Here is a 26,891-nt window from a genome sequence, read left to right on the forward strand (position 1 = left end):
TCATATGAAACACATAAAACAACTTTTTCCAGCATACATATTTGGTTTGCTGTTGTTGTTTTCCTCTTGCAATAAATGGCTGGATGTAACACCGAAAACGCAGGTAAAAGAGGAAGCCCAATTTAGTGGCAAACAAGGATTTATTGATGCTTTATTCGGTATTTATCAAAATTCTGCCCGCCAGACAGGATACGGAAGAAATCTTACTTATGGATTGCTGGATATTTTAGCTCAACGCTATGAAAATAAGTCTATTGCCAGTACTTTATATGCTAAGTTGTCAACCTATCAATATACTGACAGTGAAGTTCAAGCAGTTGTTGATGCTGTTTTCACAAATTCTTACGGCAGTATTGCACAAACAAATTATGTGCTTAAGAATGTGGACAATGGCATTTTGGATGAAACAAGCCGCCGCATTGTAAAAGGCGAATCTCTTGGAATGCGCGCATTTTTGCATTTTGACCTGATCCGTCTTTTCTCTGATATCTATGCCAGCGGTGCAAATGCTTCCACCCCTTCCATTGCCTATTTAAGAGAATTTACGGTAACTTCAAATGCCAGGGTATCTTTGGGTGCTGCACTTGATCTTTGTGAAGCTGATCTGAAAGCTGCAGAAGAATTATTATCTGTTAATCAGAATATAGACCTTATTCCTGACAACCAGGGTAGTACAAATGCCGATCTTTTTCTTCAATACCGTCAAAATCACTTAAATTATTGGGCAGTTAAAGCTACACTAGCAAGACTTTATCAATTTAAAGGTGACAAGGTTAATGCTTTAAAATACGCTACAGAAGTAATCAACAGTCAGAAGTTTAAATTTGTTAATCAAAGTACTTTAATTGTTGATCCTGTACAGGTAACTTCTGATCTTACATTCAGCACTGAGCATATCTTTTCTATCTACGTGTCTGACATAAAATTGGCTGCTGATGATGTGTTTAAAAATACAGTAGCTGCTGGAGAATCAACCGATCTATGGTCTACAAGAACTTCTCTAAATGCTGTATACCAACCAACATTAGCAAACCATGCTTCTGATATACGTTCTACTACAGCTTCTAAAAGCTTATGGAATGTAGTATCCGAGAACATCATCTACACCAAAAAGTACTGGAATGAAAATGCCGCCAACGTAAAACAACGTTTAATTCCTGTAATTAAACTGGCAGAGATGTATTATATCGCTGCAGAATCGTCAGCAACATTAGAAGATGGTACCCGGTATTTAAATGTGGTAAGAACCAATAGGCTGATTCCTGAAATTCCTGTGCCTGCCAGCAGTGCAGCATTGGATACTGAAATTTTGTTGGAATACCGTAAGGAGTTCTATGCAGAAGGCCAGTTGTGGTTTTATTATAAGCTTAAGAATCTGGCCACCATTCCCAACGGAACAGCTACGGTTACGATGAGTAAAGCAAAGTATATTTTTCCATTACCTAATACGGAATTAGAGTTTGGATCATCCAATTAATTTTAAACCTATGATTATGAAATTGATTATAAAAAAAGGCCTTTTGATGTTGGCAGCCGGGTTGCTGTTTGCATCTTGTACCAAAGATAAAGATCTGTTGTTTAATGAGCCTACTGCTATTTATGTAGTAGCGCTTCCAGATAGTGTAGATTTTTCATTTGCTACCACGCCAACCAGTGTTATTTCTGATACCCTCTTTATGACTTACCGGATCATCGGAAATGCAGCTCCGCAAGATCGCACCATAAATCTGGTTGCAAGGGATGGCGCCACTGCAAAAGCCGGTTATCATTACAAACTGGGTCCAGCGGTTGTAAAAGCTGGTGAGTTTGCCGCTGAAGTTCCTGTATATGTTTATCGTAAAGCCGGCCTTAAAGACAGCACAGTACAGGTAATATTTGATATTAAAGAAAATGCAGATTTTAAAACGGGTTTTCCTACCAGGTTGCGGTATAAGTTAACGCTTACTGATATCCTTCAAAAACCATCCAATTGGGAAACCACCTGGAAAACTTATTTTGGAGAATATTCTGAGGTTAAATTCAGGTTCCTGCTTTCTGTTACCGGCAGAACGGTTTGGACTGGCGCTGTATATCCCGGAGACTCCCGTTTCTTAGCTGGAAGAGCTAGAAATGCATTGTTAGAATACAATCAAACCTATGGTGCGCTGATTGATGAAAACGGTGTTGAAGTATCTTTCCCTTAATTATTTATTCTTTAATTATTATATAGTACTAAGAAGATGAATTTTAAAAATAATAAAATATTAAGTGCCTTATTGCTGTTGACATTGACGTATACAACAGGCTGCTATAAGGACAAAAGCAATGATGGGCTAACCCCGATCAATACTGTACAAATAACAGATCCATTAACAGCTGGTACAGTTACCGTTTTTCAGGGTGATGTTTTAAGGTTAAAGCCAACACTTACCTTAAGTATGACTGAAAAAATGGATAAGCTGGAATTTTCATGGTTGGTTTATAATAGCAACGGACAAATCAGTTTAGCTTCTCCCAGAGCCGTAATTTCTAATCAATATGAGTTAAATTATCTAATCCAGGGAGAGCCATTTATATTGGGTGAACCTTACATTGTGCGTTTAGCAGTTAAGGATACAGAGACCGGTGTGATCTCCTATATCAATTATAAAGTTTCTATAGGTAATAAATATGGAACTGGATGGCTTGTTTTAGAAGATAAGGCTGGTAATGGAGACTTGTCGTTTATTTTCCCGGATAGCACTGTTGAACATCAAATTTATTCAAGCAGAAATACAGCCCCGTTGGTTGGTCCTAAAAAATTAGAACTTACACCATTTGTCATCACTGATGGAATATCTGATGTTGGAAAGAGACTATATATTCTGGCTGAAACCGGAAGTCAGGAGTATAACTATCTGACCATGGTTAAGAAATTTGATTACGGATTTGAGTTCTATATTGCGCCAACCATTCAGAAACCTACTGTTATGACCTGGTTAAGTACCACTTCTGGAAGTACAAGGTCTGCAAATATTGGTATCGTGATCAACAATGGCAAAGCGCATTCGAATCTTGTAGGTGGTTTTCCCGGTACTAAGAAATGGGGTGATATTGCGTTGACCCCTCAGGGGACTACCAACTACTCATTGGCACCTTATGCCGTTGGTGGTCCTGGCGTTGCAGCAATGATCTATGACAATACTTCAAAACGCTTTTATAATATTATCGCGTTTAGCAATACACCTGGGGCAGGATCTCTTACTGCGTTCCCAGCTATTGCAAATACACCCGGACAATTTGATCTGAACAATGTTGGTAAGACCATGATATTTCAGGATTCTTCTGATGTGGTACATACCTACAACTCAGTGATGAAAGGTGACGATAATCTGCCGTATTTATATCGCTATAAAACGGCAAATACCTCTACAGCTACACCTAACTTGTCGATTAGCAATATTCAGATGAACGCTCCTGGTATTTTAAACTACACTGCTGCAGCCAGCTCTACTAATACCGGCCATATCTATTACAGTAATGCCAATGTAATCTCGAGATATGAGGTTGGTTCTAATTCCATTGTTGAAACATATACTTTCCCCGCCGGTGAAAACGTGACCGCCATAAAATATGCGAAGTACAATTTTAATGACAAAGAAGCCGTTAAGAGAGCAAGATTAGTTGTTGGTACATGGAATGGTACTGAGGGTAAACTCTATTATTTTGCACTCAGTCAAACCGGTAGCATTGGTTCATATACCAAACAATTTACTGGTTTTGGAAAGATTGTAGATCTTGCCTACAAATACTAATTATAAAAATACCCCTCATCATAAACATCATGCAAATGCAAATACAAAAGATTAAAAGCAGACTTTACAAAAAAGCATGCCTTACCGTATTAAGCCCGTTCCTGATTATTGGAATGGCTTCAGCGCAGAAATCGGGAACTTATGAAGTTACCGGTAAGCTGGACGGGCTTGGCAATGAAATGGTTTACCTGACTGGTGATTACGACGGTAAGAAACTTGCCGACTCCGTTCTCGCTGCTAATGGTGCATTTACCTTTAAAGGTACTACTCCAGGTGCTCTTTTTTATGGTTTACGCTTTGGTAAAAATAAATACATGGCTTTACCGCTGGATGTGAACGAGAAGGTTCAGATCACCGGTAATATTAATAATTTAGCCGCTGCAGATGTTAAAGGGGCAAAAATGCTTCCTGTGTGGAAAGAATGGACCAAAGGATGGGGTGCTATAACTGCCCGTGCTGGTCAGCTTTATCAGATTCTTGACAGTGTGAATAAAGTTGGAAAAGATGGCGACAGATCTTATGCTGATGCTGAATTTAAAAAGCTGGATCAGCGCCTTGTAGATTCTGTAGAATCTTTCGTGAAAAAACATCCTGAATCCCCGGTTTCTGCCTATGTAATTATTGATCGCTTTATCAATTATCCAAACCCTGAAAAAGCTGCAAGCACGTATGCCGCATTAGCTCCCGCTGCTAAGAATTCTATTTATGGTAAACAACTGGGCGAATCATTAAGAATTAGCGCTAAAACCGGTATTGGCATGAAGCCAGATTTCACCTTGCCAGACAGAGATGGGAAGCCTTTAAAACTTTCTTCTTTAAAAGGTAAAGTGGTATTGGTTGATTTCTGGGCAAGCTGGTGTGGTCCCTGCCGTAAAGAAAATCCAAACCTGGTAAAAGCATACGCAAAATACCATGATAAAGGATTTGAAATTGTTGGCGTTTCATTAGATGATAAAAAGGAAAACTGGTTAAAGGCTATCGATGCCGACAAGTTAACCTGGCTTCATGCTTCTGATCTTAAAGGGTGGAAAAGTGACCTGGCTGCTGAATATGGTATTAAATCTATTCCAGCGAGTTTCCTTGTTGATGCAGACGGAAAGATCATTGCCAAAAGTCTTCGCGGTGAAGACCTGGAGAAAAAACTGGCATCCATATTTAAATAAACGAAATTACTGTTCCAAAGTACACGCCCCCAAAAAGTTAATTGCTATTTGGGGGTTTTGTACTTAATATGGTGTCCTTTTTAATTCCTCAATTTATAATTGCTCCGGTAATTAAAACATTAACTGTAATTGCTGCGGCAATTGAAAAATTAATCCTATGAAATACCTAAAGTCCTTATTTTTAATATTCGTCATTCTTTCTGTTCAGCAGATCAATGCACAAACGGCTAAATCTGCCGATCCACTAAAAGCCCATATGGACAGCTTACAAAAGGGTGTAGAGAATGAGAAAGATCCTGCCAAAAAGGAAGTTCTAGCCCTTGCTTTCATTAAAAAATTATCTGGAGAAACAAAAGAAGGTATTGCTATTCGGGATAATATCAATTTGAATGTGGCGATGGCTTATGCGAATGCAAAGAATCCGGATAAAGCATTGGCCTACGCCAGCAGCTTTGAAACTACAAGCTGGGTGGGCGAGGGGCGCTCAAGGGTTGCCCTGGCACTCATCAGGAATGGCTTAATAGATCCGGCCGGCCTGTTGCTTAAAAAAGCAATAGAATCTACTGAACCTTTTTTAAAGGTTGAGCGGACTACTGATTATGGCAAATTTGCCGCCGCCTCTGGATACCGGTATTATTGTACCGACTATGCTGATGTACTTTTCCGTCAGGGTAAATATGAAGAGGCCCTAAAGTTTATTAAAATTGCACATGCCGCTTTTCCGGAGACAAAAGGTTCTGTAAATGCTATCTATGCCCAGACTTTGGTAAAACTGAACAGGTATCCAGAAGCTTTTACCCTTATAGATGAAGCCGTAAAGCGCGGGCAGGCAACAACGGCTATAAAAGGATTGATGAAAGAAGTGTATGTTAAAGCCAAAGGTTCTGAATCAGGTTATGCAGCTTATGAAGCAGATGTTAAAAAACTGTTTGCCGAACAAACAAAAGCCCAGCTGGCTAAACAGATGTTTAAAGAAACTGCACCAACCTTTTCCTTAAAAGACCTTGATGGTCATACCGTTTCTACCGAATCACTAAAAGGTAAAACCGTTGTTCTTGATTTTTGGGCTACCTGGTGCGGTCCTTGTAAAGCCTCTTTTCCTGCTATGGCGATGGCAGTAAAGCGTTATGAAAGTGATACTACCGTTAAATTCCTGTTCATACACACTATGGAATATAGTGATCAGGCTACAGAAGAAGCAAGAAGCTATATTAAATCAACAAAATATCCTTTTCAGGTACTTATGGATCTTAAAGAAAAAGGCGTAAAAGGAAATAAGGTTGTTGACAGCTTTAAAACATCTATGATCCCTGCAAAATATGTGATCGATAAGAATGGTAATCTGCGTTTTAGAATGATCGGTTACCATGAAGGGGATGATGCAACACTGGAACAGATTACGGCAATGATTGAATTGGTCAAGTAATTAATTATAAGCAAATAAAGCATTTCTCTTCTCAGGCTGCATTAATTCCGATGAAGAATCGGAAAGAACGCTAGGCCTGCTCTGAGAAGCTGTATTTGCTTATCAAATTCTTACATTGTTAGGAGGATAGTTAAAAGCTGATTTATGATGGATTATTAGGTTCATGGTGGATTGTCAGTGTATGATTATTAGTGCGTGATTATGGTGGGGTGTTAGTGCGTGATTATGATGGATTATTAGTTCATGATGGATGTTAAGTTCATGATTATGTTGGATTGTTAGTGTATAGTTATGATGTATTATTAGTTCATAATTTATATGGAGCATTGTTATTCTGAAATTTGATCGGATCCTTTTTGTCGATTAGTAAACAGCTTCTGTCGTTTTATTTTTGTTCTTGGTAGTTGGGTGGCTTTTCGGTATGATCTGCGGCATGTGGTTTGAATTATCCTTGACAGATAACAAACACACATATTATGAAAAGAATCATTTTAGCTGTTATTTTTGGAGTAGCTTCATTAAGCAGCATCAGTACTAAAGCTCAGATTAATTTGAGTATCAATATTGGTTCACAACCACAATGGGGACCATCAGGTTATGACCACGTGGAATATTACTATCTGCCAGACATCGAAGCTTATTATAATGTTCCTGCCAAACAGTATTATTACCAGGATAATGGCAGGTGGATCCACACCAGCAGCTTGCCGGCAAGATACAGGAGTTATGATTTGTACAGAGGTTATAAAGTAGTGATGAATTCCCCTAAACCTTACTTATCTCATAACAATAATGTTAAGCAGTATAGTAAATATAAAGGCAACAATGGTAAACAAATTGCGATCCGTGACAGCAAGAAGAATAGCAATGACAGAAATCACAGCAGCTATGCAAATGGAAGAGCGCAAAGACCAGAGGTTAAAAGGAATGATGACAGAAACTCAGGTAATAATAATCAAAAAGGTAACCGTAGGGGATAGTTAAGACATATCAACTAAGTTATATTAAGCAGGTGCTGGAAGGTGCCTGCTTTTTTATTGGTAATTTATCAGCTGGTTTTATTGGTGAGCTTTTTGTTATGAGTCAATTATTTAAAAACCCAGTAGCCCAATGCCAACCAGATCAATCCCTTGATCAAAAAGAATAAAAATCCCCAAACTCCAATTCTTTTCAACCATTTTAACACGGCAGTTTTTTTATCAGGTGAAGGTTTCGTTTCCATAATACGTTATAAAAAATGATTTTACAGCTATAGCAAAAATAGGTAATTTGTAGATTAGTTGTTGGTTGTGATTAGGAAATTATTGATGGCGTATTCAAACACGATTTCGCAATAGCTCCCCCAGTGGAATTCAATTGATGGAGCCAGCCTAAACTTAAACGGTGCTTTCGGATATCAATCCAAAAGCACCGTTTAAATCAACTGATATTAAGAAGTACATCTAAGTTTAACTTATCTTATATAACGCTGTTAATCATGATCTGACTGATTAGATTAACCACGTCCTCTTCTTCCGTCATTTCTATTGTTATGGTTATTTCTTCTGTGGTTGCGACCATCATCTTTTTTTCTGTAGCTGCGGTTGTCGTTATTTCTATAGTTCTGGTTGTGAGATCTGTAAACTTTTTGTTTAACCGAATAATGCCGCCTGTCGCCATTCCAGTTGTGCCCGGCATTGTATTTTGCCTTATAGATATGGTGGCTTGCATATGGCCTTGGCTCGTTGATTACATATTTGCGACCTGAATGCAGGTTATAGCTGCGGTATCTGGATGGCAGGTTTCGGGCATGTACCCAACGGTTGCCACTGTAATAAATGAATTTTTTAGTCGGCACATAGTAATAACTTTCTACATCCGGCAGGTAATAATAATCTACATGGTCGTAACCCCGTGGTCCCCATTGTGGTTGAGAACCAATATTAATGCTCACATTGATCTGAGCTTTGGCAGGAACAGTTAAGGCCGTTGTTGCTGCAAATCCCAGCATGCCTAATAAAACTAGCTTTCTCATTTTGTATGAATTAAGGTTTCAAATGGTTATGGAACAAGCAAGGCTGCGTTTCATAACGTTAATTATTGTGTGTGTAATATTAAATTCAAACTTGGTGCCATAACTATAATTGTAGCCCCAACGCAGTATTAATAACGCACAAATGGTTATGTTTGTATTTCAAATACATGTTTAATAAAGTTAACCACTGACTATAAATGAGTACGAAAGCTCCAATTTCTCCATCAGAATTCGAATTGGTATCTGGTTTAGAAATCCACGTACAATTAAATACACAGACAAAAATATTCTCTGCAGACAGTGCCGCATTTGGTGCAAAGCCTAATGAACACATCTCTGCTGTAAGCCTTGCCCTACCCGGTGCATTGCCTAAATTAAATAAACAAGTAGTAGCCAAAGCGGTGAAAATGGGGCTGGCTTTAAACTGTACCATTAACCAGGTTAACTACTTTGACCGTAAAAATTATTTCTACGCAGATCTGCCTAAGGGATATCAGATTACGCAAGATAATAAGCCGATTTGCCAAAATGGATACCTGGTAGTTACCCTGGCAAACGGACAAGAGAAACGAATTGGTATCAACAGGATCCACCTGGAAGAAGATGCCGGCAAAAGCCTGCACGATCAGGATGATAAGTTCTCGTATGTAGATTTAAACAGGGCAGGGGTTCCTTTAATTGAAATTGTTACTGAGCCTGACATCCGCAGTTCTGAAGAAGCCTCTGCATTGCTGATTGCAATGAGAAAGCTGGTACGCCACCTGGATGTAAGTGATGGAAATATGGAAGAAGGCAGCCTTCGTTGTGATGCCAATATATCCATTCGTGAACACGGAACTACCGTGTTTGGTACCCGCTGTGAAGTAAAGAACCTAAATTCCATTCGCAATGTGCGCAGGGCGATGGATTTTGAATTTAACCGTCAGGCAGCTGTAATTACAGCAGGAGGAAAGATCATACAAAGTACATTGAATTTTGATGCCGATCAGGGCAGTACATCGCCAATGCGAAGTAAAGAAGAGGCCAATGACTACCGTTATTTCCCGGATCCTGATCTGCCGCCGATACATATATCTGATGAATGGCTGGCTCAAATCAAGTCGGAAATGCCTGCCTTGCCCGAGGAGATTGCTAAGCAGCTGGTTGATAAATTAGGCATCAATGCGTCTGAAGCATCGATGCTTGCTGATGATGCAGACCTGCTTCACTATTTTAACCAGGCCTTACCAGCGGTAACCAATCAGAAAAGTTTGGTAAACTGGCTCACAGGCTCTATAAGGGCCTTATTAAACGAACAGGAAATTATCATTTCGGCTTTTGAAGTTAGTCCGAAGCAATTGGCAGATATAATTAACCTGGTTGATGGTAAAAAGATTACCCAGCAGATCGCATTGCAGCAGCTCCTGCCAGCCATACAAAAAGCACCGGGTGCAGGCGTTAATCAATTGGCAGCGGAACTAAATCTGTTAATTGAAGAAAATGGCGATAGTCTTAGTACATTTGTAGATGAGGTATTAACCAAATATGATGCCCAGGTACAGGCCTATAAAAAAGGGAAAAAGGGTGTGTTGGGGCTCTTTGTAGGTGAAGTAATGAAGCTGGCAAAGGGTAAAGCAGACCCGCAGAAAATAAACGAACTGCTGCAGGAAAAATTAAAGTAATAAACAAAATATTAAATACCAGCCCTATGAAAACGATAGTAAAAAATATAGGTTATATACTGATACTGGGTATCGCTTTAACCGCATGCGGCGACAAGAGTAAGTTTACCATCAACGGACAATTTACCAATGCTGTGCCACAAGGTAAAGTTTACTTGTTTGACATACAAAAGGAGAGTGCTGTTGCAATAGACTCTACCGTATTTTCTGAGAAAGGAGAATTCACTTTTTCTCACAGTACTCCAGGAGTAGACTTTTTCAGGATTTCTTCTGGAAATCATGAATATATGATCATTGCCAAAAATGGAGATGTAATTAAGATAACGGCAGATCTTAGTGATAAGAATCTTGCTTACAATATCTCTGGTGCTATGGAAGCAGATAAACTTCAGGAGTTTAACACAACCAGGCATCAATATATCAGCCGCATGTCTGCAATACAGGCTCAGTTTGAAGAGACCGTAGCCGCACAACCGGATAAAAGAGAGATGATCCGCCAGCAGGTTGAACCAAAATATATCGAAGAACTACAGGGCTTAAATCAAAGCACTTTAAAGTTTGCCCAGGATAATCCACAGTCGCTTGCAGGTTTCTATGCCATCAATTTGCTAAACCCTGCTGAGTATGAAAATGAAATGGTAGCCTATTCAGATCAGATTAAAAGTTCTTTTAATGACAATAAGATGGTTACAGAATTTTTAAAGAGAATGTCGGCTTTAAAATCCCTGCAGCCAGGACATGCTGCGCCAGATTTTACGAGTACCAGTATCGATGGCAAGTCTGTCAAGCTTTCAGATTTTAAGGGTAAGTATGTATTACTCGATTTTTGGGCATCCTGGTGTGCACCTTGCAGACAAGAGAACCCCAATATTGTTAAGGCTTACCAAACGTTCAAAGACAAGAACTTTACCGTATTGGGCGTATCACTGGATAAAGACCCGGTAGCCTGGAAAAAAGCGGTGGAAGCAGATCAGTTAACCTGGAACCATGTGAGTGAGCTTAAAGATTTTGAAGGATCAACCGTAAAATTATATCAGATACAAAGTATTCCTGCATCATTCCTTATTGATCCAACAGGTAAAATCGTTGCTAAAGGGCTGCGTGGAGCAGCACTGGACGAGTTTTTAAATAAAACTTTACGATAACCCTAATTCCATGTTAATACTCTTTACGGTGTTAACAATTTGTTAACGTGGTTTTAACGCTATATTATAATTGATTACCTAATTTCGTAACAAATAATTAAAGCTATGAGTACCGTAAAACAGAAGATACTAATTGTAGATGATGAACCAGATATTTTAGAGTTAATCGAGTATAACTTAAAAAAAGAAGGTTACCAGGTTTTCTTAGCCAATAATGGTCAGGAAGGAATTACACTTGCTAAAAAGGTTCACCCGGATCTGATCATTCTTGATATCATGATGCCTAAGATGGATGGAATTGAAGCATGCCGTTTAATGCGTGCCATTCCGGAATTTAAAAATACATTCATGGTTTTCTTAACTGCACGCAGTGAAGAATATTCTGAAATAGCTGGTTTTAATGTGGGTGCAGACGATTACATCGCTAAACCAATTAAGCCAAGAGCTTTGGTAAGCAGGATCAATGCCATACTCCGTAGAAATTCAAGTGCAGATGAGGTTTCAGATAACAAGGTAGAAATTGGCGATCTGGTTATTGACAGGGAGGCTTACCTGGTTTATCAGGGTGGACAAAAAGTAGTGCTGGCAAAGAAAGAATTTGAGTTGCTGTATCTTTTAGCGTCTAAACCAGGTAAAGTATATACCAGGGAATCTATTCTAAAGAACATCTGGGAAGACTCAGTAGTAGTAACTAACCGTACTATTGATGTTCACATCCGCAAGCTTCGTGAGAAGCTGGGAGAGACCTATGTGGCCACGGTAAAAGGAGTAGGCTATAAATTTGAACTTTCATAAAGTTTTTTTGTGCAAAATTTTATCTAAGTTTGCACGAGAAAACACATCATATTGAAATATCCTTCTTTTAAAGACCTTATTCTATTCGAAAATGACGATTATATCGTTGTAAATAAACCACCCTTTGTTGCTTCTCTGGATGAACGGGGTGGTTCTGGTGAAGTAAATATCCTGCGTCTGGCAAAACAATACAGTGATGACGCACAAGTATGTCACCGGTTGGATAAGGAAACCTCCGGTGCTATTATTATAGCCAAAACTCCTGATGCCTATCGTTCTGTTGCCATGCAGTTTGAAAAACGAAAGGTAAATAAGATATATCATGCTGTTGTTGATGGTCAGTTTACGTTTAAAGAACTGTTCATTGATCTTCCAATCTTAAATGATGGTAATAAAAATGTAACCATCGATAGGAAAGAGGGTAAACGTGCAGAAACCATTTTTAACTCCATTAAGAATTACAGGCATTATACCCTGGTTGAATGCAAGCCAATTACCGGACGCATGCACCAGATCCGGATTCATTTGGCCACACAGCGTGCTGCCATTGCTGGTGATGACATGTACAGAGGTAAGCCGGTATATTTATCCAGTATAAAAAAAGGGTACCGTATCGCTAAGGATGATGAAGAACAGCCGATCATGAAACGTTTTGCACTGCATGCCCGGTTTGTAACTTTTAAAGGTCTCGATGGACAGGATATCTTTATTGATGCACCTTACCCAAAAGATTTTGCTACGCTGATAAAATTGCTGGACAAATTCGACGCTTAAAAATCCATAAACTCTTAAGATATAATAAAGCCGCTATACATATTTGTAAAGCGGCTTTATTATTTTTATAACCAGCAGGCTAATATCTTATTTATTCCTATTCAACGGTTCTTTTTAATCCAAACTTTTCAATTTTACTGTATAAATGACTGCGTTGAATGTCAATATCATCAGCAGTTTTAGACACATTCCAGCCATTTTTCTCCAGTTTAAATTTGATGAATTCACGTTCCGCATGATCCTTATAATCCTGGAAATTAGTGAATTTGTCGTAATTTACAACCGGACCTGAAGAGGCAGGGATAGTTCCGTTACTGGCTGTTGAAGCGCCAATGTTGGTACCCCCGCCAGGGTTTGCAAATGCCGTAACATCATGTTCTGTGATTACTTTATCACTTAAAATGATCAAACGTTCAATCATATTGTGAAGTTCACGAACATTACCGGTCCATGGCAGGTTTTGTAAAGCGATCATTCCATCGGGACTGATCTTTTTAACAGGCATACCATAATCCTTACAAATATCTTCGAGGAAGTTTTGGGCAATTTCAGGAATATCTTCAATGCGTTCCCTTAAGTGGGGAACGTGAATATTAATTACATTCAACCTGTGGTATAAGTCCATCCTGAAGTTACCGTCTTCGATTTCCTTCATCAGGTCTTTATTTGTTGCTGCAAGAACACGAACATTTACTTCCAGTTCCTTCTCACCGCCAACACGGCTAATTTTATGCTCTTGTAATGCACGCAATACCTTTGCCTGTGCAGAAAGGCTCATATCGCCAATTTCATCCAGAAATAACGTTCCGCCATTAGCCAGTTCAAATTTACCGATCCGTTGTTTAACAGCAGAAGTAAATGACCCTTTCTCATGACCAAAAAGTTCACTTTCGATCAGTTCAGAAGGGATTGCGGCACAGTTTACTTCAATAAGCGGGCTTTCAGCGCGATTAGATTTTTCATGTAACCAGCGGGCAACCAATTCTTTACCACTACCATTTGCACCAGTAATCAATACACGGGCTTCAGTAGGGGCAACACGTTCAATGGTTTCTTTGATTTTATTTATGGTTTCAGAGTTTCCAAGTATTTCCCTGGTTTTGCTGGCTTTTCTCTTTAATACTTTAGTTTCGGTAACGAGTGTACCTCTGTCCAGCGCATTTCTAACCGTAATTAACAGGCGGTTTAGATCCGGCGGTTTAGATATAAAATCAAAGGCGCCTTTTTTACTGGCTTCAATAGCAGTTTCTACCGTTCCATGCCCGGAAATCATAATGAATGGAAGATCAGGGCTATACGCAAGGGCTTGCTCAAGCACTTCCATACCATCCATCTTATTCATTTTAATATCGCAAAGAACAAGATCAAACTTTTTCTTCCTGATGAGTTCTAAGCCATCAATTCCATTGTCAATATCGTCAACCTCATAATTTTCATATTCTAAGATTTCACGTAAAGTGCTTCTTATTGCTCTTTCATCGTCAATTATTAACAATTTCGCCATAGGTAATGCTTCAATTTTTATTAAGGATGCTAATATATTACTTTTCTCACGTAATACGAATATGCCCCGGATTTCCCGAAGCAAAGATATAAAAAAATGCAAGCCTGTAAGCCGGGTTCTGTAATGTTAATAAATCAACATCTTCTATCATTAATCCAGTATAAATGTTGCCATTTATCTCTAACGACCTACCCACTAACATCGAACGAGCAGCCCTACATGCGTTAGCCTATTTGGTCTTTCAACTCCCGGGGTTTACCAGTTCTCCGGTCGCCCGGAAAAATCGTGAGCTCTTACCTCACGTTTTCAACCTTACCTGTGCTTAAAAGCCATCGGCGGTATGCTTTCTGCGGCACTTTCCATAACCTGGGCATTCATTCCCAGGCCTCTTCCCGTTAGGAAGCGGGATGCTCTGTGTTGCCCGGACTTTCCTCTCCGATTAAATCGCAGCGATAGAACGGCTTGCATTTTGTGCAAATGTAGGATAAATAAGCAAAAGTTGCTTTATTTTGATGGTTTAACAAATAAACAGTGATCTAACTGGCTTTAAAAATTATATTTTATTCTATAAGTAACCTTAAGTCAATAATTTTCAATATGTTTAATTTAATGTTCTTCAAATTTTATATTCGATCTCAATAGTTATGTCTGGTAAAAAAAGGGTAAACCGAAAAAATACGGTACTGAATGATACCAAAGTACAATACGAACATTTTAAGCATGGTATAAAAGTAATATGCGATTCCTGGGTGGATGCCGATTTTTATAAGCTGTTTCCAGAACTTGCTTTACTTGAAATGTTTGGCTCACAATACCGGACTTTAAAAATAATAAAAGCAGGGAACGATGTTCCTGATCATTTGTTTCAATCTTTTAAAAATGCACTGGAACAGTTATTAAATGGTGCTGGTTTTCCAGATGAAGAAGGTCAGTTATTACCGCTTAAGAGTATATTAAAGCACGGCTTAAGCCTGATGTACTACGTAGAAGACTTAAGTCCGGATGCATTTCCTGCAGCTGCAGAGATTAAAGAAAAGCTAAAAGACTATGAGTTTTACTCTGAAAACTATTGTACGATCTACAATTTGCTGGAAGGTTCATTTCTTTTTGCCAATATTGAAGTCAGCAATTTTGAAAAAGGTATTTTATGGGCAGAACATGCGCCAATGACGGATGATGAATCTTATACCCGTGAAGACCATGAAATTGTGGTTCATTATAAAAAGATACTGCCCCTAAAAATCAATTGCGATGAACATACACGCGGGGCTTTGCCTGTTGGCTGGGCCTTTAGTTCACTTCATTTTACTGAAGTGATGAAGCGGCCATCTGATATTGGATTGAAGGATATGGGGAGTGACGAGCCTGCACCTGTTTACATACAGAGCCATGCACTGTGGCAACTGGCAAACCGGCTGGATCAGCCCGCTGGTCTGATGCACTACCTGGTATTTGATGCACTTACGCGCAATGTTAAATATACCGTTAGGCACGATGGGAAAACATTGGTAGAATTTAGGCTGGTGGATAAGAAAGCGAGGTATTTGTTAATCTGTATGACCGGCGGTAAGATGCTGATCCAAACCTTTCTATTTTTAACCAATGACGGCTGTCCGGAAGGAAACCGGTTCAATGAAATTGTACGGCTCACCAAAGCAGAAAAAAACGAATATTTGCTGGATACACTTAATGGTATAAATTCTATAAAGCCTGAAGATCTTAAGCGGATTGCACACATATTTCATGATTCCGGATGTGAATCCCTGCTCAGTTTACGTGAGGCCAGACCGCTGGCACAGCATCCAATCGGAGATCGGGACTCAACCAGGCTTGAAAATCATATCAATTATTTGAAGAGTATAAAAGTCAATAATATGCATAAACGAAATAACCGGGATCAGTAATTTATCCTGAATATAATACACTATAAATAGATTTCATTTGCAAATAATTATCAATGATTTGGATTAGCTTCCAAATCATTTTTTATTTATATAATCTATTGATTTTCAAGTCAAAACAAAGTTTTTTTAATTATAAAAAGAAGGTATATCTTTAGTGTATGACTAAGATTTATCTGTTTTATTAACATTAAGAAAATGAAAAAAAGAACACCTAAACCCTGTAAAATCAATGGGCCTGTAATTCAAACTTTGAATGAGCTGGATATGTCTGCTACCTATTCTTATGCCCATTATTTAAGGTGGAGATTTGAAGAGCGTGTAGAGCTAATCCGGGGTAAGGTTTTTAAGATGGCTGAGCCGGCTACTTTACACCAGCAAATATCCTGGGAAATTGGCGGGGCATTTTATAATTATTTAAAAGGGAAAATAGGTAAGGCATACGCTGCCCCATTTGACGTGCGTTTTCCGAAAGGATCTCATGCCAACAAAGATATATTTACAGTGGTACAACCAGATCTGTGTATAATATGTGATGTACATAAAATTGATCATAAAGGATGTATTGGAGCACCGGATGTAGTGGTAGAGATCCTGTCTCCTGGAAATAACAATAAGGAACTGGCCATTAAATATGGGCTTTACGAAGAATTTAAAGTAAAGGAATATTGGATTGCAGATCCCCGGGATCAATCTATTTTAAAGTATACATTAAATGAAAATGGACATTTTACCGGGGGAGAATATTATATCCGGAATGATAAGCTAAGATCAGATCTGCTTCCTGGTTTTTGTTTACCGGTAAGCGATGTTTTTGCATTAAAAAATTAAGGATATGAAAAAAGAAAAGAATAATAAGAAAAGATCTGACCGTTACCAGGTGAAAGAAACAGTACTCCATTCATTAAATGAGATAGATGCGTCTAAAAGTTATTCTTATGCCGCATATTTAAGCTGGCAATTTGAGGAGCGGGTAGAGTTGATCAGAGGTAAGATCTATGAAATGTGTGCCCCAACAATGGATCATCAGGATGTAGCCGGAAACCTTTTTGTTAAACTGTCCGTGTTTTTAGAACAAAAGCAATGTAAAGCATATATCGCACCATGTGATGTCCGTTTTCCAACCGGATCTACCAAAGATAAAGATATTTATACCGTATTGCAGCCTGATCTGTTTGTTCTTTGTGATAAGACCAAAAGAGAACCACTTGGATGTATTGGTGCACCCGATCTGGTTGCAGAGGTACTTTCCCGCGGTAGCAGCAGTAAAGACAGAAAGCTTAAGTTTGATATATACCAGGAATTTGGAGTTCGGGAATACTGGGTTATCAATCCATTTAAAAGAACCCTGGTTAAGTATGTACTTCAAAAGGATGGGCTTTATGATGCAGGTACGGAGCTTTTGGCAGATGGCCTTTTAACTTCATCGGTATTACCGGGTTTTATGGTCTCTCTAAGGGAGGTGTTTAACTTTTGGAATTAAGTACGATCCGGTATCTTATCGTTCTGAAATATGTACGCCATATAAATAGATACCATTTACTTGTATGCTGCTGAAATACATCTTATGTTTACAATCGTGCGCTGACCAGGAATAATGGCTGGCGTTTCATTATAGCATATGTAAGGTAGTAAAAAATGAGTTATGAGTTTTTTAACAGCAGAGTGGAGAAAACTTGCGATCGTAAATTATGCGATCGACAAAGATATATTGATGCCATATTTACCAGTAGGAACAGTACTTGATCTATGGAATGGGACTTGTTATGTCAGTTTAATCGGTTTTCTGTTTAAGGCAACAAAACTATTGGGTGTTTCAATTCCGTTCCATTCTAATTTTGAAGAGGTAAACCTGCGTTTCTATGTAAAGTATAAAGATGGTGAAAACTGGAAAAGAGGAGTAGTCTTTATCAAGGAAATTGTACCAAAATTTGCACTGTCCTTCGTTGCCAATACCATGTACCGTGAGAATTATGAAGCAATGCCTATGACACACAATTGGTCTGATGCAGGTGGAGCATTAACGGTGGAGTATGGGTGGAGATATAAAAAGAATTGGCAATCCTTTAGTGTAAGATCAGAAAATGTGCCAACAGAAATTGAAGCTGGGAGTGAGGCAGAATTTATTACAGAGCACTATTGGGGATATACAGCATATAATACACTTAAAACGTATGAGTATGAGGTAAAACATCCTAAATGGCAGCAGTATAAAGTAAATGGTTATCAGCTTTCTGTTGATTTTGGACTTACTTATGGAGATAATTTCAAGTTCTTAAATCAGGAAACCCCGGTATCTGTCATGTTAGCAGAAGGCTCAGCAATTTCGGTTGAAAAGAAAAATGTAATTCATTGCTAACCTCATGCTGCATCTTTTCTTTGTCACAATAAAAATGTATAATGCTTTCAGTAATCGGATCCGGATCTTTCTAAAAAGTATGCAGCGAATAAAAGCTAAAAATATAGGTTCAAAATCCATAGCTTATTTATTTTCGTTTATTTGTGTAAGAGCGCAACTGAGGAAATATTGAGTTGGGAGATGTGAGAAATACACATAGTGAGTTTTGGGAAAAATGTGGAGGAATGTAACCCGGGAACTAAAGTTTCCGGGTTTTTTTTATATTTACAGAGCAGGTATCGCTAACTACTAAATCAGATTCACATACTTTAAACATCCAAAGTCCTTTAAGAAACTTGCAATCCTTTGTATCAAATGGCACTATTGCGTCTTATTTTTGCCATAAATTTATTTTGTCTTGTTTTTTCATGTTTCCTCTGGCCATATTTGCCAAATTCGGGATGAGTGTTTCGTCTAACCAGTAAAGAACAAAAACTAGAATGATCAAAAGTTTAAGCAAAATACTTTTCTCTACCCGTACAATGGGTACCCTGTTATTAATCTATGCACTTTCAATGGCAGTGGCAACATTTGTAGAGAATGATTATGGAACAACAGTAGCCAAAGCATTAATTTATAACTGCTGGTGGTTTGAGTGTGTAATGCTGCTCCTGGTTTTAAACTTTATTGGAAACATCAAAAGATATCAGCTTATCAAGCTAAAAAAGCTTCCATTACTGGTATTTCACCTTGCCTTTATCATCATATTTATTGGTGGATATATTACAAGATATATAAGCTATGAAGGCTCTATGCATATCCGTGAAGGAGAATTTAGCAATGAGGTCATTTCAGATGCTACATTTTTCAAAGTACAGATTGGTAAAGACGATCGGGCACTGGCTTATGATGATGTACCGGCATTATTAATTTCTAACCGCGTTCCAGCTTACTTAAAGCCATTTAAAAAAACCTTTGTATCCGAATATGACTATAACGGAACACGCGTTAAAATGAAGGTTGTCGATTTTTATGCCAGGGCACAAGATTCATTGGTGCGTGAACCATCCGGCAAACCGACCCTACACCTCGTAGTGTTGGAAAATGGGAAAAGGGTCAATAAATTCATCCAGTCTGGAAGTGTGCAGCTCATTCAGAATATGCTGTTTACTTACAATAAACAAACTACAGGAGCAATCAATATTGACGACTCAAATGGGTCACTTCAAATGGTTTCACCCTACCAGGGAGATTACATGGTAATGGCAACACAGCAAAAAATACCTGTGGCAGAAAATATTGCACAGCCTTTTAACTTAAGAAGCCTGTATACCATTGCCGGCCTGGCCTTTGTGGTTCCGGAGATGCCGCTAACTGGCCGGATCATTTATTTTGAAGGAAATAAGAACACACATGAACATGATCCGGATCTGGTTAAAGTAGAAATTACCACATCAGGTGTTACAGACACGGTTTCATTTTACGGTGGAAAGGGAATGACCAACTTTCAGCACCAGAGTGAAATCGGAGGATTAAGAATATCTCTTGCATATGGATCAAAAATATATAAGACCCCATTTGATCTTAAGCTGGTCGACTTTAAAATGGAGAAATATCCAGGCAGTACGAGTCCGGCAGCTTATTCATCTGATGTGATGATCATGGATGCCGGAACAGAAACACCCTATAAAATATTTATGAACCATGTACTGGACCGCTCAGGTTACAGGTTTTTTCAAGCCAGTTTTGATGAAGATGAAAAAGGGACGGTGCTCTCTGTTAATCACGACAGTTGGGGAACAAATGTTACCTATGTGGGTTATACCTTTCTGTTTCTTGGTATGTTTGTTACACTATTCTGGAAAGGAACACACTTTTCCAAATTAAATGAACAGCTTAAAGCCCTGTCCAAATCAAAAACACTAATCCTTCTATTTTTGCTGTTTCCTGTCAGTGCCGCATTCAGTCAGAAGATCGATATGCACGGAAAAGAAGGTGCGGAACATACCCACCAGCATGAACCTGCAGAAGATCATGCACATGATCATGGGGCGCCCGAAGTAAATATGGCAGAACTTCAGCAATTCCTAATGGCTAAAAACGTAGATGCAGCAGGGTTTGCTGCTTCTATTCAGATCAATATTGATCATGCCGACCGTTTCGGACATTTATTAGTTCAAAATATAGACGGACGGATTGAGCCTGTTAATACCATGGCACTTGAGATCTTAAGGAAATTGCATCGTAAAGACAAGTTCTATTCACTCAATGCAAACCAGTTTTTCCTGTCTATATCTACACAGCCATTTAATTGGTTCAATGTTCCGCTGATTAAGGTTGGAGCCAAAGGCGGACCAGGATTGCTTAAGGCAGTAAAGGGAAATGAAGCAGGGTATACATCCATGATCAACTTGTTGAAACTGGATACAGATGGTTCATTGGTATTCGTATTAAAGGAGGACTACTTAAAAGCATTTTCTAAGAAACCAGCAGAGCAGGATAGCTACGATAAAGATGTGATCGATCTTAATGATAGGCTGCAAGCAATGCAGCAGCTGGTAGATGGGCAGTATTTACGTATTCTTCCCGTAGCCGGTGATGTTAACAATACGTGGATTGCAATGCCTTCACTTCCTGCAGACAGCAACCTGACCATGCCCAATCCGGTAGCACGATACTTTAAAAGTATTCAGGGTGCACAACAATCTGGGAACTGGACAGCTGCAGATCAGGAACTAAACAGTATAAAAGACCTGCAAATAAAATACAGTAAAGATGTAATCCCATCTGATGCGAAGATCAGCTGGGAAATCAGCTACAATTCATGGAACATATTCTTGAATTTAATGATCACTTATGCCCTTTTAGGTGCTGTGATCCTTGCACTGGCATTTTTTAAATTATTTAAGAACTCGAAGTTATTAGACCGGCTGGTTACTTCATTGCTGGTGCTGATCAGCATTGCTGCAGCGCTTCAGGCCATAGGACTGGGTGTAAGGTGGTACATTTCCGGACATGAGCCATGGAGTAATGGCTATGAGGCCGTATTGTTCATTAGCTGGATCGGTGTATTGTCTGGTTTACTGATGTACAGGAACAGCAATGCCTTTATACCAGCAGCCGGATGTTTAATTGCGGTCATCCTGATGGGCTTTGCACATGGAGGTTCACAAATGAACCCTCAAATAACACCATTGGTGCCTGTGTTAAAATCTTACTGGCTAATGATCCATGTGGCTATCATCACCTCAAGCTATGGTTTTTTTGGCTTAAGCGCGTTAATTGGAATGGTGGTATTGGTGCTTTATTGTATTGATGGAAACAAGATTCATGCTAAGGTAAAGGCATCCATAACTGAGCTGACCATTGTAAATGAAATGTCTTTAACGGTTGGCTTGTTTTTGCTAACCATAGGTACATTTTTAGGAGGTATCTGGGCCAATGAAAGCTGGGGGCGTTATTGGAGCTGGGATCCAAAAGAAACCTGGGCATTTATTTCAGTGATCATCTATGCATTTGTGATGCACGTTCGTTTAATTCCAAATTTAAAAAGCAAGTACCTGTTTAACCTGTTGTCGTTGTTAAGCTTTTCAACCATAATCATGACTTATTTTGGTGTAAACTATTACCTCACCGGATTGCATTCTTATGCACAGGGTGATCCGGTGCCTGTTCCATCCTGGGTATATGTAACGGTTGCTGTTATCTTTGTGCTGGCAGTTGTTTCTTACAGACGTTACAAGCTTAGAAATAAATAACCATATAAATTAAAGAGCGGGAATCAGATCCCGCTCTTTAATTCTCAGATTTGATATAAGATTTGAGAATATTTATAGAATAAAAGAAGTGCTTTACAACTTAAGCAGTTAAACCAGCATACAATTTAAAATCTTCTGCTTCTGCATACGCTTTAAAGTTTTGAATGTCTTCCCGGATCATTTTCTCAAACAATCCATTAAATAAAGAAGTAATTCCTCTTCCTACACTACCCGCAGGAGGGAAGTAGTCAATCTCAATATGAAGTTCTGTTCCGGTACCATTTAAGGTATCTCTAAATTCAACCTTTCCGGCATTATCAACCATAGAGCCTTCAACAGATTGCCAGCCAATATAAGAACCTTCATCTTCCCTGGTAATTTCAGCATTCCATTTCAGGTCAACCAGATTACCCGGTGTGTTTGCAACCCAATGCGATTCTGTATCACTGATTTCGGAAATGCTTTTTAAGTGGGTCATAAATTTAGGAAGGTTTGAAAGGTTTCTCCAGAATTCATAAACCTTTTCCCGTGGTGCATTAACGACAATATCTTCGGTAATATTAATCGCTTCAGGATCGGTTGTGTCTTTTCCGAGCTGCGTATAGATCGGACACACACCAGTTGCGCCGCGATAAATTAAAAGGCCACCTGCAGCAGCCCCTTGTAAACCTAGAAAAGGATGTTTAATCAGGTTCTTCAGACTTTTATATAACAGGTAAGATCCGGCAACAACAGATAAAGCACGCTCTCCCTGGTCAATATTTTCCTTTCCTGTTTTGTTAATGCTCAGCTCTTTTAAGCCGCCAATAATTTTTGTTGTCAATTCGTTGTTCATGTTGTTGTTTTTCTAAAGAGCAAAGCTCCGGGTAAGGCAATAGATGTTTTTAGCAGTATATCCTAAATGGAAATGTTGCTGACTACTTAACAACGATTAGCCTTTCTGGTTTTTACGTATTGAAATTAGGGTATATCACCAGTCATTTTGCGTTAAATACAAGCAGGTTCTGGTATGCATATTGCAATTGATTGATTACGAAAAACAATTGAACTATTTACCATAATATTGATCATCTACCTATGACTAACATTACATTAAACACGGAGATCTGCAGCCACAGATCATGTTTAGAAGCCTTTGCGCTTAAATTTACCAATGATGTTGAAAATGCCAATGATCTGGTACAGGATACCATCATTAAAGCAATCCGTTACCATTCTTTATACAAAGAGGGAACAAATTTAAAAGGGTGGTTGTATACCATAATGAAAAATACGTTTATTAATGACTATCGTAAAAATGTACGTAGAAATACAGTGGTAGAAATTTCTGAAGATCTGTCTTCTTATCAGCTTCATAATAGTGCATCAAACAACCTTGGTGAAAATAAATTCATGATGGACGATATTCAAAAAGCACTAAGTAAAGTGCAGCCTGAATATTCAATTCCATTTCTAAGATATTTTGAAGGATATAAATACCATGAAATTGCTGAAGAAATGAACATTCCGTTAGGTACCGTAAAAACGCGGATCCATGTAGCAAGGCAGGTATTAAAAAGCCATTTAAAAATGTACAGTAAAGATTTTAGAAAAACTGCATAAAGAAAAGCGGGAGTTTTATTATTTATTCAATACATAATCAAACGGAAGTGTCTGACTAAAATCTGTCGCATACCAACGATCCGGATGCCCCGCATATTTAACAAAATCATATACCGTGATCAGTGGCAGCTGTATATTACCAAGATTTTGATTTTTATCATTAAACGCAGACACCATTGCTGTAACACGTGTTACTTCTTCCATGTCTGGATTATCCTGCCTTAGAACTGCGTAGTAGCATTTGCCAATTCGAATATGCGCATGATGGGCTTTCAAAAGATTAACCAGCTCATCGCTATGGTGATCTTCTAATGCTTCCTGCGCCTGTTTGTCCGTAGGAAAATCTTTTGCAGGATCTAATTTTGTAAAATCTGTTCTCCTGAGCAATGCCATTTCCTCTTTTACGCCATCAGGAATATAATCACCCCTCTGAATACTCGCGGCCCACATGATGGTATCCAAAGGCATTAAAGGTGGAGGTATTTCTACTATATTTTGAGCATCTGCAATAGCAGCCTGTTCAGCAGGTGTTAGTTCTGCATCGTGACGTGTTGTAAATACCGAAGTAGTCAGATACCATAAATCCCTTAGGTGCATTGGAATATGTTGAAATCCAAGCCAGTTTGCAAAAGCCAAAAGAAGAAGTAGAAATATGGAACAGCCAATGATAGTTTTTTTGAATCGCTGAAAGAAAGAGCGCTTTTTTGTCATAAAGGAATATCTAAAATTACGTAGATGCAATTTTTATGCCTTAATCAAATTGTTGTTGGTTAAAATGGTTTTTATTACTGTCTTTTCTAGGATGTATGGAGAACATCTAATTCATATCTAAAAGAAAGAATTGGATATTCCAAAAGAACATCTGGGTGTAATACCATAATTGATTACTAATACATGATCCCCTGAAAAGGGTTTAAAATGGGTTAAGAAAACCCGGATGTCATTTAAAAGTAAACGATGGATGAAGCCACATCTGTTTAGTATTTTCTTTCGTTAATTAAACAGAAGCGAGGGAGAAGGGTTTGAATTTGTGAGGTTGAGTGAGGTAGATAACACAGATGGGACGGATTGAGTGAGGAAGGATGAACCCAGGAGCTGTAAAGGATCCTGGGTTTTTTTTATTACTTAAAAATTGATCTTATGATTTTTTAGAAGTCGATAAAAGGATCACTCCGCCAATCAAAAAGATTCCGCCGGCATAAGGCGGCCAGTTTACAGATTTCTCTTTGTCTGCTGAAATTTGTATCGGTCCGGCATCAACTATTTTTTCTTGTTTTGTATACGTAAATCCGGTCCAGATGAGCATTGCCGCTCCAATAACTATCAATATAATCCCCAATGGTCTTTTCATAATTCCATAACAATTAAATGGTAGTTTAGTTCATTATAATTAATGCAGAGTTTTAAAGCGGTACCGGGCATTTTGTTCGTTTGCGAACGTTACGTTCGGTTCCGGTATTTTTTACCCGGTCTTATGTTCAGCTAAATAAAGTGTTATTTTTATAAAATCAGTCTTTTTAGTCTGTTAAACTGCGATTTTAGACAAATAAAGTAAAAAAATATTTATGGCACAATTGGTGTTTAGCTGTTCCTGCATTTAAAGAAATAAGAAGAATGAAAAAAATATACCAGATTCTGTACGTGATATTTATGCTTACAGGATGGTTTATTTCTGCCCCGGCACAAGATAACCGTCAAATTGCTGATGAAATTACAGATTCCATCATATCCCGATATAACCGCAATGATTATAAAGGAATCTACCAGTTGGCCGATACCGCATTTTCCAATCACATTACCTTTGCACAACTGGACGGGTTTTTACGTACCAACCGTAACTCTGGAGATATTCTAAAAACCATATTCTTGTCAGAAACGAATGGTAAATTCAGCTACCTGCTTCAAGGTCAAAGCAGGGATATGAAAATGAGTTTGCAGGTAACTCCGGCTAAAAAATTTACTGGCTTTGGTTTGCTGAACGTAATACCGGAACTGCTGGACAAGCCAATACAAGTTAAAACCGATAATCCATTATTAACACCACTTCAGCGTTCTGTGGATAGTATAGCCAGGGCATACTTTCGCAATCCAAATGCCCGGAGCCTGAGTATAGGCTTAATTAAAAATGGACAACGTTATGTTTTTAATTATGGTGAGGTCAAAAAAGGAACAGGAGTACTTCCTTCATCCCAAACTACATACGAGATCGGGTCCATCACGAAAACCTTTACCGGAACGTTGCTTGCACAAGCTATAATTGAGAAGAAAGTCTCATTAAATGATGACATCCGTAAATACCTGCCAGGTAAATACCCTAATCTAAGCTTTAATGGTAAACCACTTACTTTACAAGATCTTGCTAATCATACATCGGGCTTACCCGGACTTCCGGATGATATGGGTAATCAGGTGCCGTTTAACCCGCTCAATCCCGAACATAACTATTCTTCAGCACAGTTTGAAGCCGCACTCCAGCGCGTAAAAATTGAAATCCTGCCTGGCTCTAAATACAATTACTCCAATTGGGGAGTTGCCTTATTGGGGAACATTCTGGAAGGTATATTTAAGCAATCTTATGCCAGCCTGATTAAAAAATACATCACCAAACCGTTCGGGATGAAAGATACCAGGTATAACCAAACGGCACTCCAAAGCGTGCAAACAGCTGTTCCTTATGGAGAAAATGGTCTGGAAGTGCCTTTTCAGGAAGAAGGGGTAATTGGGCCAGCCGGTGGTATCCATGCCAGTATGAACGATATGCTTAACTATCTCGATCAGCAAATTAAAGAAACCTACCCGGCTGTTAAACTAAGTCATCAACCCACTGCCGGTAACGTTGGGCTCTGCTGGGGTATAAGAAATGTAAATGGGTTACGTGATATTCAACACAATGGAAGCACCATAGGCTCTTTATCACACATCTCTGCCTTTCTTGAACTGGGCAGCGGATGTGTCATCCTAAGTAACCAAAAGTCTAACCTGAATCCGGTAATCAGCAGCATTCAGAAAATTGTAATGAGAAAGGACTTATTTTAAC

22 protein-coding genes and 1 other RNA gene are annotated in these 26,891 nt (G+C 38.7%); 17 read left to right on the plus strand and 6 right to left on the minus strand.

What is annotated here, in order from left to right:
• The first annotated feature begins 4 nt into the window (after positions 1 to 4).
• The 6 genes from ATK78_RS01280 to ATK78_RS01305 all read left to right on the plus strand — a co-directional run bounded on the left by ATK78_RS01280 (position 5) and on the right by ATK78_RS01305 (position 7,342).
• The gene (locus ATK78_RS01280) at positions 5 to 1,477 is read left to right on the plus strand and encodes a RagB/SusD family nutrient uptake outer membrane protein (protein WP_133574251.1); all 1,473 of its coding nucleotides are present in this window, start codon (positions 5 to 7) and stop codon (positions 1,475 to 1,477) included.
• 16 nt (positions 1,478 to 1,493) lie between these two features.
• Complete coding sequence (locus ATK78_RS01285; protein WP_166664790.1) at positions 1,494 to 2,183, plus strand: DUF4843 domain-containing protein; 690 nt, start codon at positions 1,494 to 1,496, stop codon at positions 2,181 to 2,183.
• A gap of 36 nt (positions 2,184 to 2,219) precedes the next feature.
• Positions 2,220 to 3,773, plus strand: coding sequence for a PKD-like family lipoprotein (locus ATK78_RS01290; RefSeq protein ID WP_133574253.1), 1,554 nt, complete (start codon positions 2,220 to 2,222; stop codon positions 3,771 to 3,773).
• A 35-nt stretch (positions 3,774 to 3,808) separates the two neighbouring features.
• Positions 3,809 to 4,936, plus strand: coding sequence for a TlpA disulfide reductase family protein (locus ATK78_RS01295; protein ID WP_166664791.1), 1,128 nt, complete (start codon positions 3,809 to 3,811; stop codon positions 4,934 to 4,936).
• 157 nt (positions 4,937 to 5,093) lie between these two features.
• Positions 5,094 to 6,362: a redoxin domain-containing protein gene (locus ATK78_RS01300; RefSeq protein ID WP_133574255.1), complete on the plus strand. Its 1,269-nt coding sequence runs from the start codon at positions 5,094 to 5,096 to the stop codon at positions 6,360 to 6,362.
• Positions 6,363 to 6,838: 476 nt separating this feature from the next.
• Positions 6,839 to 7,342: a hypothetical protein gene (locus ATK78_RS01305; protein ID WP_133574256.1), complete on the plus strand. Its 504-nt coding sequence runs from the start codon at positions 6,839 to 6,841 to the stop codon at positions 7,340 to 7,342.
• Positions 7,343 to 7,857: 515 nt separating this feature from the next.
• On the opposite strand, the gene ATK78_RS01315 is transcribed toward ATK78_RS01305, so the two are convergent.
• Positions 7,858 to 8,376, minus strand: coding sequence for a hypothetical protein (locus ATK78_RS01315; RefSeq protein ID WP_133574258.1), 519 nt, complete (start codon positions 8,374 to 8,376; stop codon positions 7,858 to 7,860).
• Positions 8,377 to 8,573: 197 nt separating this feature from the next.
• Here ATK78_RS01315 and gatB point away from each other — a divergent pair, with 197 nt between their 5' ends.
• The 4 genes from gatB (at position 8,574) to ATK78_RS01335 (ending at position 12,751) form a co-directional block, all read left to right on the plus strand.
• Complete coding sequence (gene gatB / locus ATK78_RS01320; RefSeq protein WP_133574259.1) at positions 8,574 to 10,037, plus strand: Asp-tRNA(Asn)/Glu-tRNA(Gln) amidotransferase subunit GatB; 1,464 nt, start codon at positions 8,574 to 8,576, stop codon at positions 10,035 to 10,037.
• A gap of 26 nt (positions 10,038 to 10,063) precedes the next feature.
• On the plus strand, positions 10,064 to 11,182 hold the full coding sequence (locus ATK78_RS01325; protein ID WP_243732402.1) for a TlpA disulfide reductase family protein: 1,119 nt from the start codon (positions 10,064 to 10,066) through the stop codon (positions 11,180 to 11,182).
• Between the two features lie 105 nt (positions 11,183 to 11,287).
• Entirely contained in the window at positions 11,288 to 11,977 is a 690-nt protein-coding gene (locus ATK78_RS01330) for a response regulator transcription factor (protein WP_133574260.1), read from the plus strand.
• 51 nt (positions 11,978 to 12,028) lie between these two features.
• Entirely contained in the window at positions 12,029 to 12,751 is a 723-nt protein-coding gene (locus tag ATK78_RS01335; protein ID WP_133574261.1) for an RluA family pseudouridine synthase, read from the plus strand.
• 97 nt (positions 12,752 to 12,848) lie between these two features.
• On the opposite strand, the gene ATK78_RS01340 is transcribed toward ATK78_RS01335, so the two are convergent.
• Both ATK78_RS01340 and rnpB read right to left on the minus strand, forming a co-directional pair.
• Positions 12,849 to 14,255, minus strand: coding sequence for a sigma-54-dependent transcriptional regulator (locus ATK78_RS01340; RefSeq protein WP_133574262.1), 1,407 nt, complete (start codon positions 14,253 to 14,255; stop codon positions 12,849 to 12,851).
• Between the two features lie 91 nt (positions 14,256 to 14,346).
• Positions 14,347 to 14,724, minus strand: an RNA gene (rnpB, locus tag ATK78_RS01345) — RNase P RNA component class A.
• A 175-nt stretch (positions 14,725 to 14,899) separates the two neighbouring features.
• On the opposite strand from rnpB, the gene ATK78_RS01350 reads away from it, so the two are divergent.
• The 5 genes from ATK78_RS01350 to ccsA all read left to right on the plus strand — a co-directional run bounded on the left by ATK78_RS01350 (position 14,900) and on the right by ccsA (position 22,252).
• Positions 14,900 to 16,159, plus strand: coding sequence for a hypothetical protein (locus tag ATK78_RS01350; protein WP_133574263.1), 1,260 nt, complete (start codon positions 14,900 to 14,902; stop codon positions 16,157 to 16,159).
• 195 nt (positions 16,160 to 16,354) lie between these two features.
• Positions 16,355 to 16,987: a Uma2 family endonuclease gene (locus tag ATK78_RS01355; protein ID WP_133574264.1), complete on the plus strand. Its 633-nt coding sequence runs from the start codon at positions 16,355 to 16,357 to the stop codon at positions 16,985 to 16,987.
• A gap of 4 nt (positions 16,988 to 16,991) precedes the next feature.
• A complete protein-coding gene (locus ATK78_RS01360) occupies positions 16,992 to 17,639 on the plus strand; it encodes a Uma2 family endonuclease (protein ID WP_133574265.1) in 648 nt (215 codons plus the stop codon).
• Positions 17,640 to 17,801: 162 nt separating this feature from the next.
• Positions 17,802 to 18,515, plus strand: a complete 714-nt coding sequence (locus tag ATK78_RS01365) for a YqjF family protein (protein ID WP_133574266.1) — start codon at positions 17,802 to 17,804, stop codon at positions 18,513 to 18,515.
• A 479-nt stretch (positions 18,516 to 18,994) separates the two neighbouring features.
• Positions 18,995 to 22,252 (plus strand): cytochrome c biogenesis protein, encoded by a 3,258-nt coding sequence (gene ccsA, locus ATK78_RS01370; RefSeq protein WP_243732403.1) that lies wholly within the window; start codon positions 18,995 to 18,997, stop codon positions 22,250 to 22,252.
• 100 nt (positions 22,253 to 22,352) lie between these two features.
• Here ccsA and ATK78_RS01375 read toward each other — a convergent pair whose 3' ends face one another.
• Positions 22,353 to 23,087 (minus strand): SRPBCC family protein, encoded by a 735-nt coding sequence (locus ATK78_RS01375; protein ID WP_133574267.1) that lies wholly within the window; start codon positions 23,085 to 23,087, stop codon positions 22,353 to 22,355.
• Positions 23,088 to 23,329: 242 nt separating this feature from the next.
• Here ATK78_RS01375 and ATK78_RS01380 point away from each other — a divergent pair, with 242 nt between their 5' ends.
• The gene (locus tag ATK78_RS01380; protein ID WP_133574268.1) at positions 23,330 to 23,854 is read left to right on the plus strand and encodes a sigma-70 family RNA polymerase sigma factor; all 525 of its coding nucleotides are present in this window, start codon (positions 23,330 to 23,332) and stop codon (positions 23,852 to 23,854) included.
• Positions 23,855 to 23,872: 18 nt separating this feature from the next.
• Here the strand turns inward: ATK78_RS01380 and ATK78_RS01385 are convergent, their stop codons facing one another.
• Positions 23,873 to 24,451, minus strand: coding sequence for a hypothetical protein (locus ATK78_RS01385; protein WP_243732404.1), 579 nt, complete (start codon positions 24,449 to 24,451; stop codon positions 23,873 to 23,875).
• A gap of 541 nt (positions 24,452 to 24,992) precedes the next feature.
• The gene (locus ATK78_RS01390; RefSeq protein WP_133574270.1) at positions 24,993 to 25,205 is read right to left on the minus strand and encodes a hypothetical protein; all 213 of its coding nucleotides are present in this window, start codon (positions 25,203 to 25,205) and stop codon (positions 24,993 to 24,995) included.
• Positions 25,206 to 25,468: 263 nt separating this feature from the next.
• Here ATK78_RS01390 and ATK78_RS01395 point away from each other — a divergent pair, with 263 nt between their 5' ends.
• Positions 25,469 to 26,890 (plus strand): serine hydrolase domain-containing protein, encoded by a 1,422-nt coding sequence (locus ATK78_RS01395; protein ID WP_133574271.1) that lies wholly within the window; start codon positions 25,469 to 25,471, stop codon positions 26,888 to 26,890.
• Position 26,891 lies beyond the last annotated feature (1 nt).

Source organism: Pedobacter metabolipauper (genome assembly GCF_004362715.1).
Classification (GTDB): domain Bacteria; phylum Bacteroidota; class Bacteroidia; order Sphingobacteriales; family Sphingobacteriaceae; genus Pedobacter; species Pedobacter metabolipauper.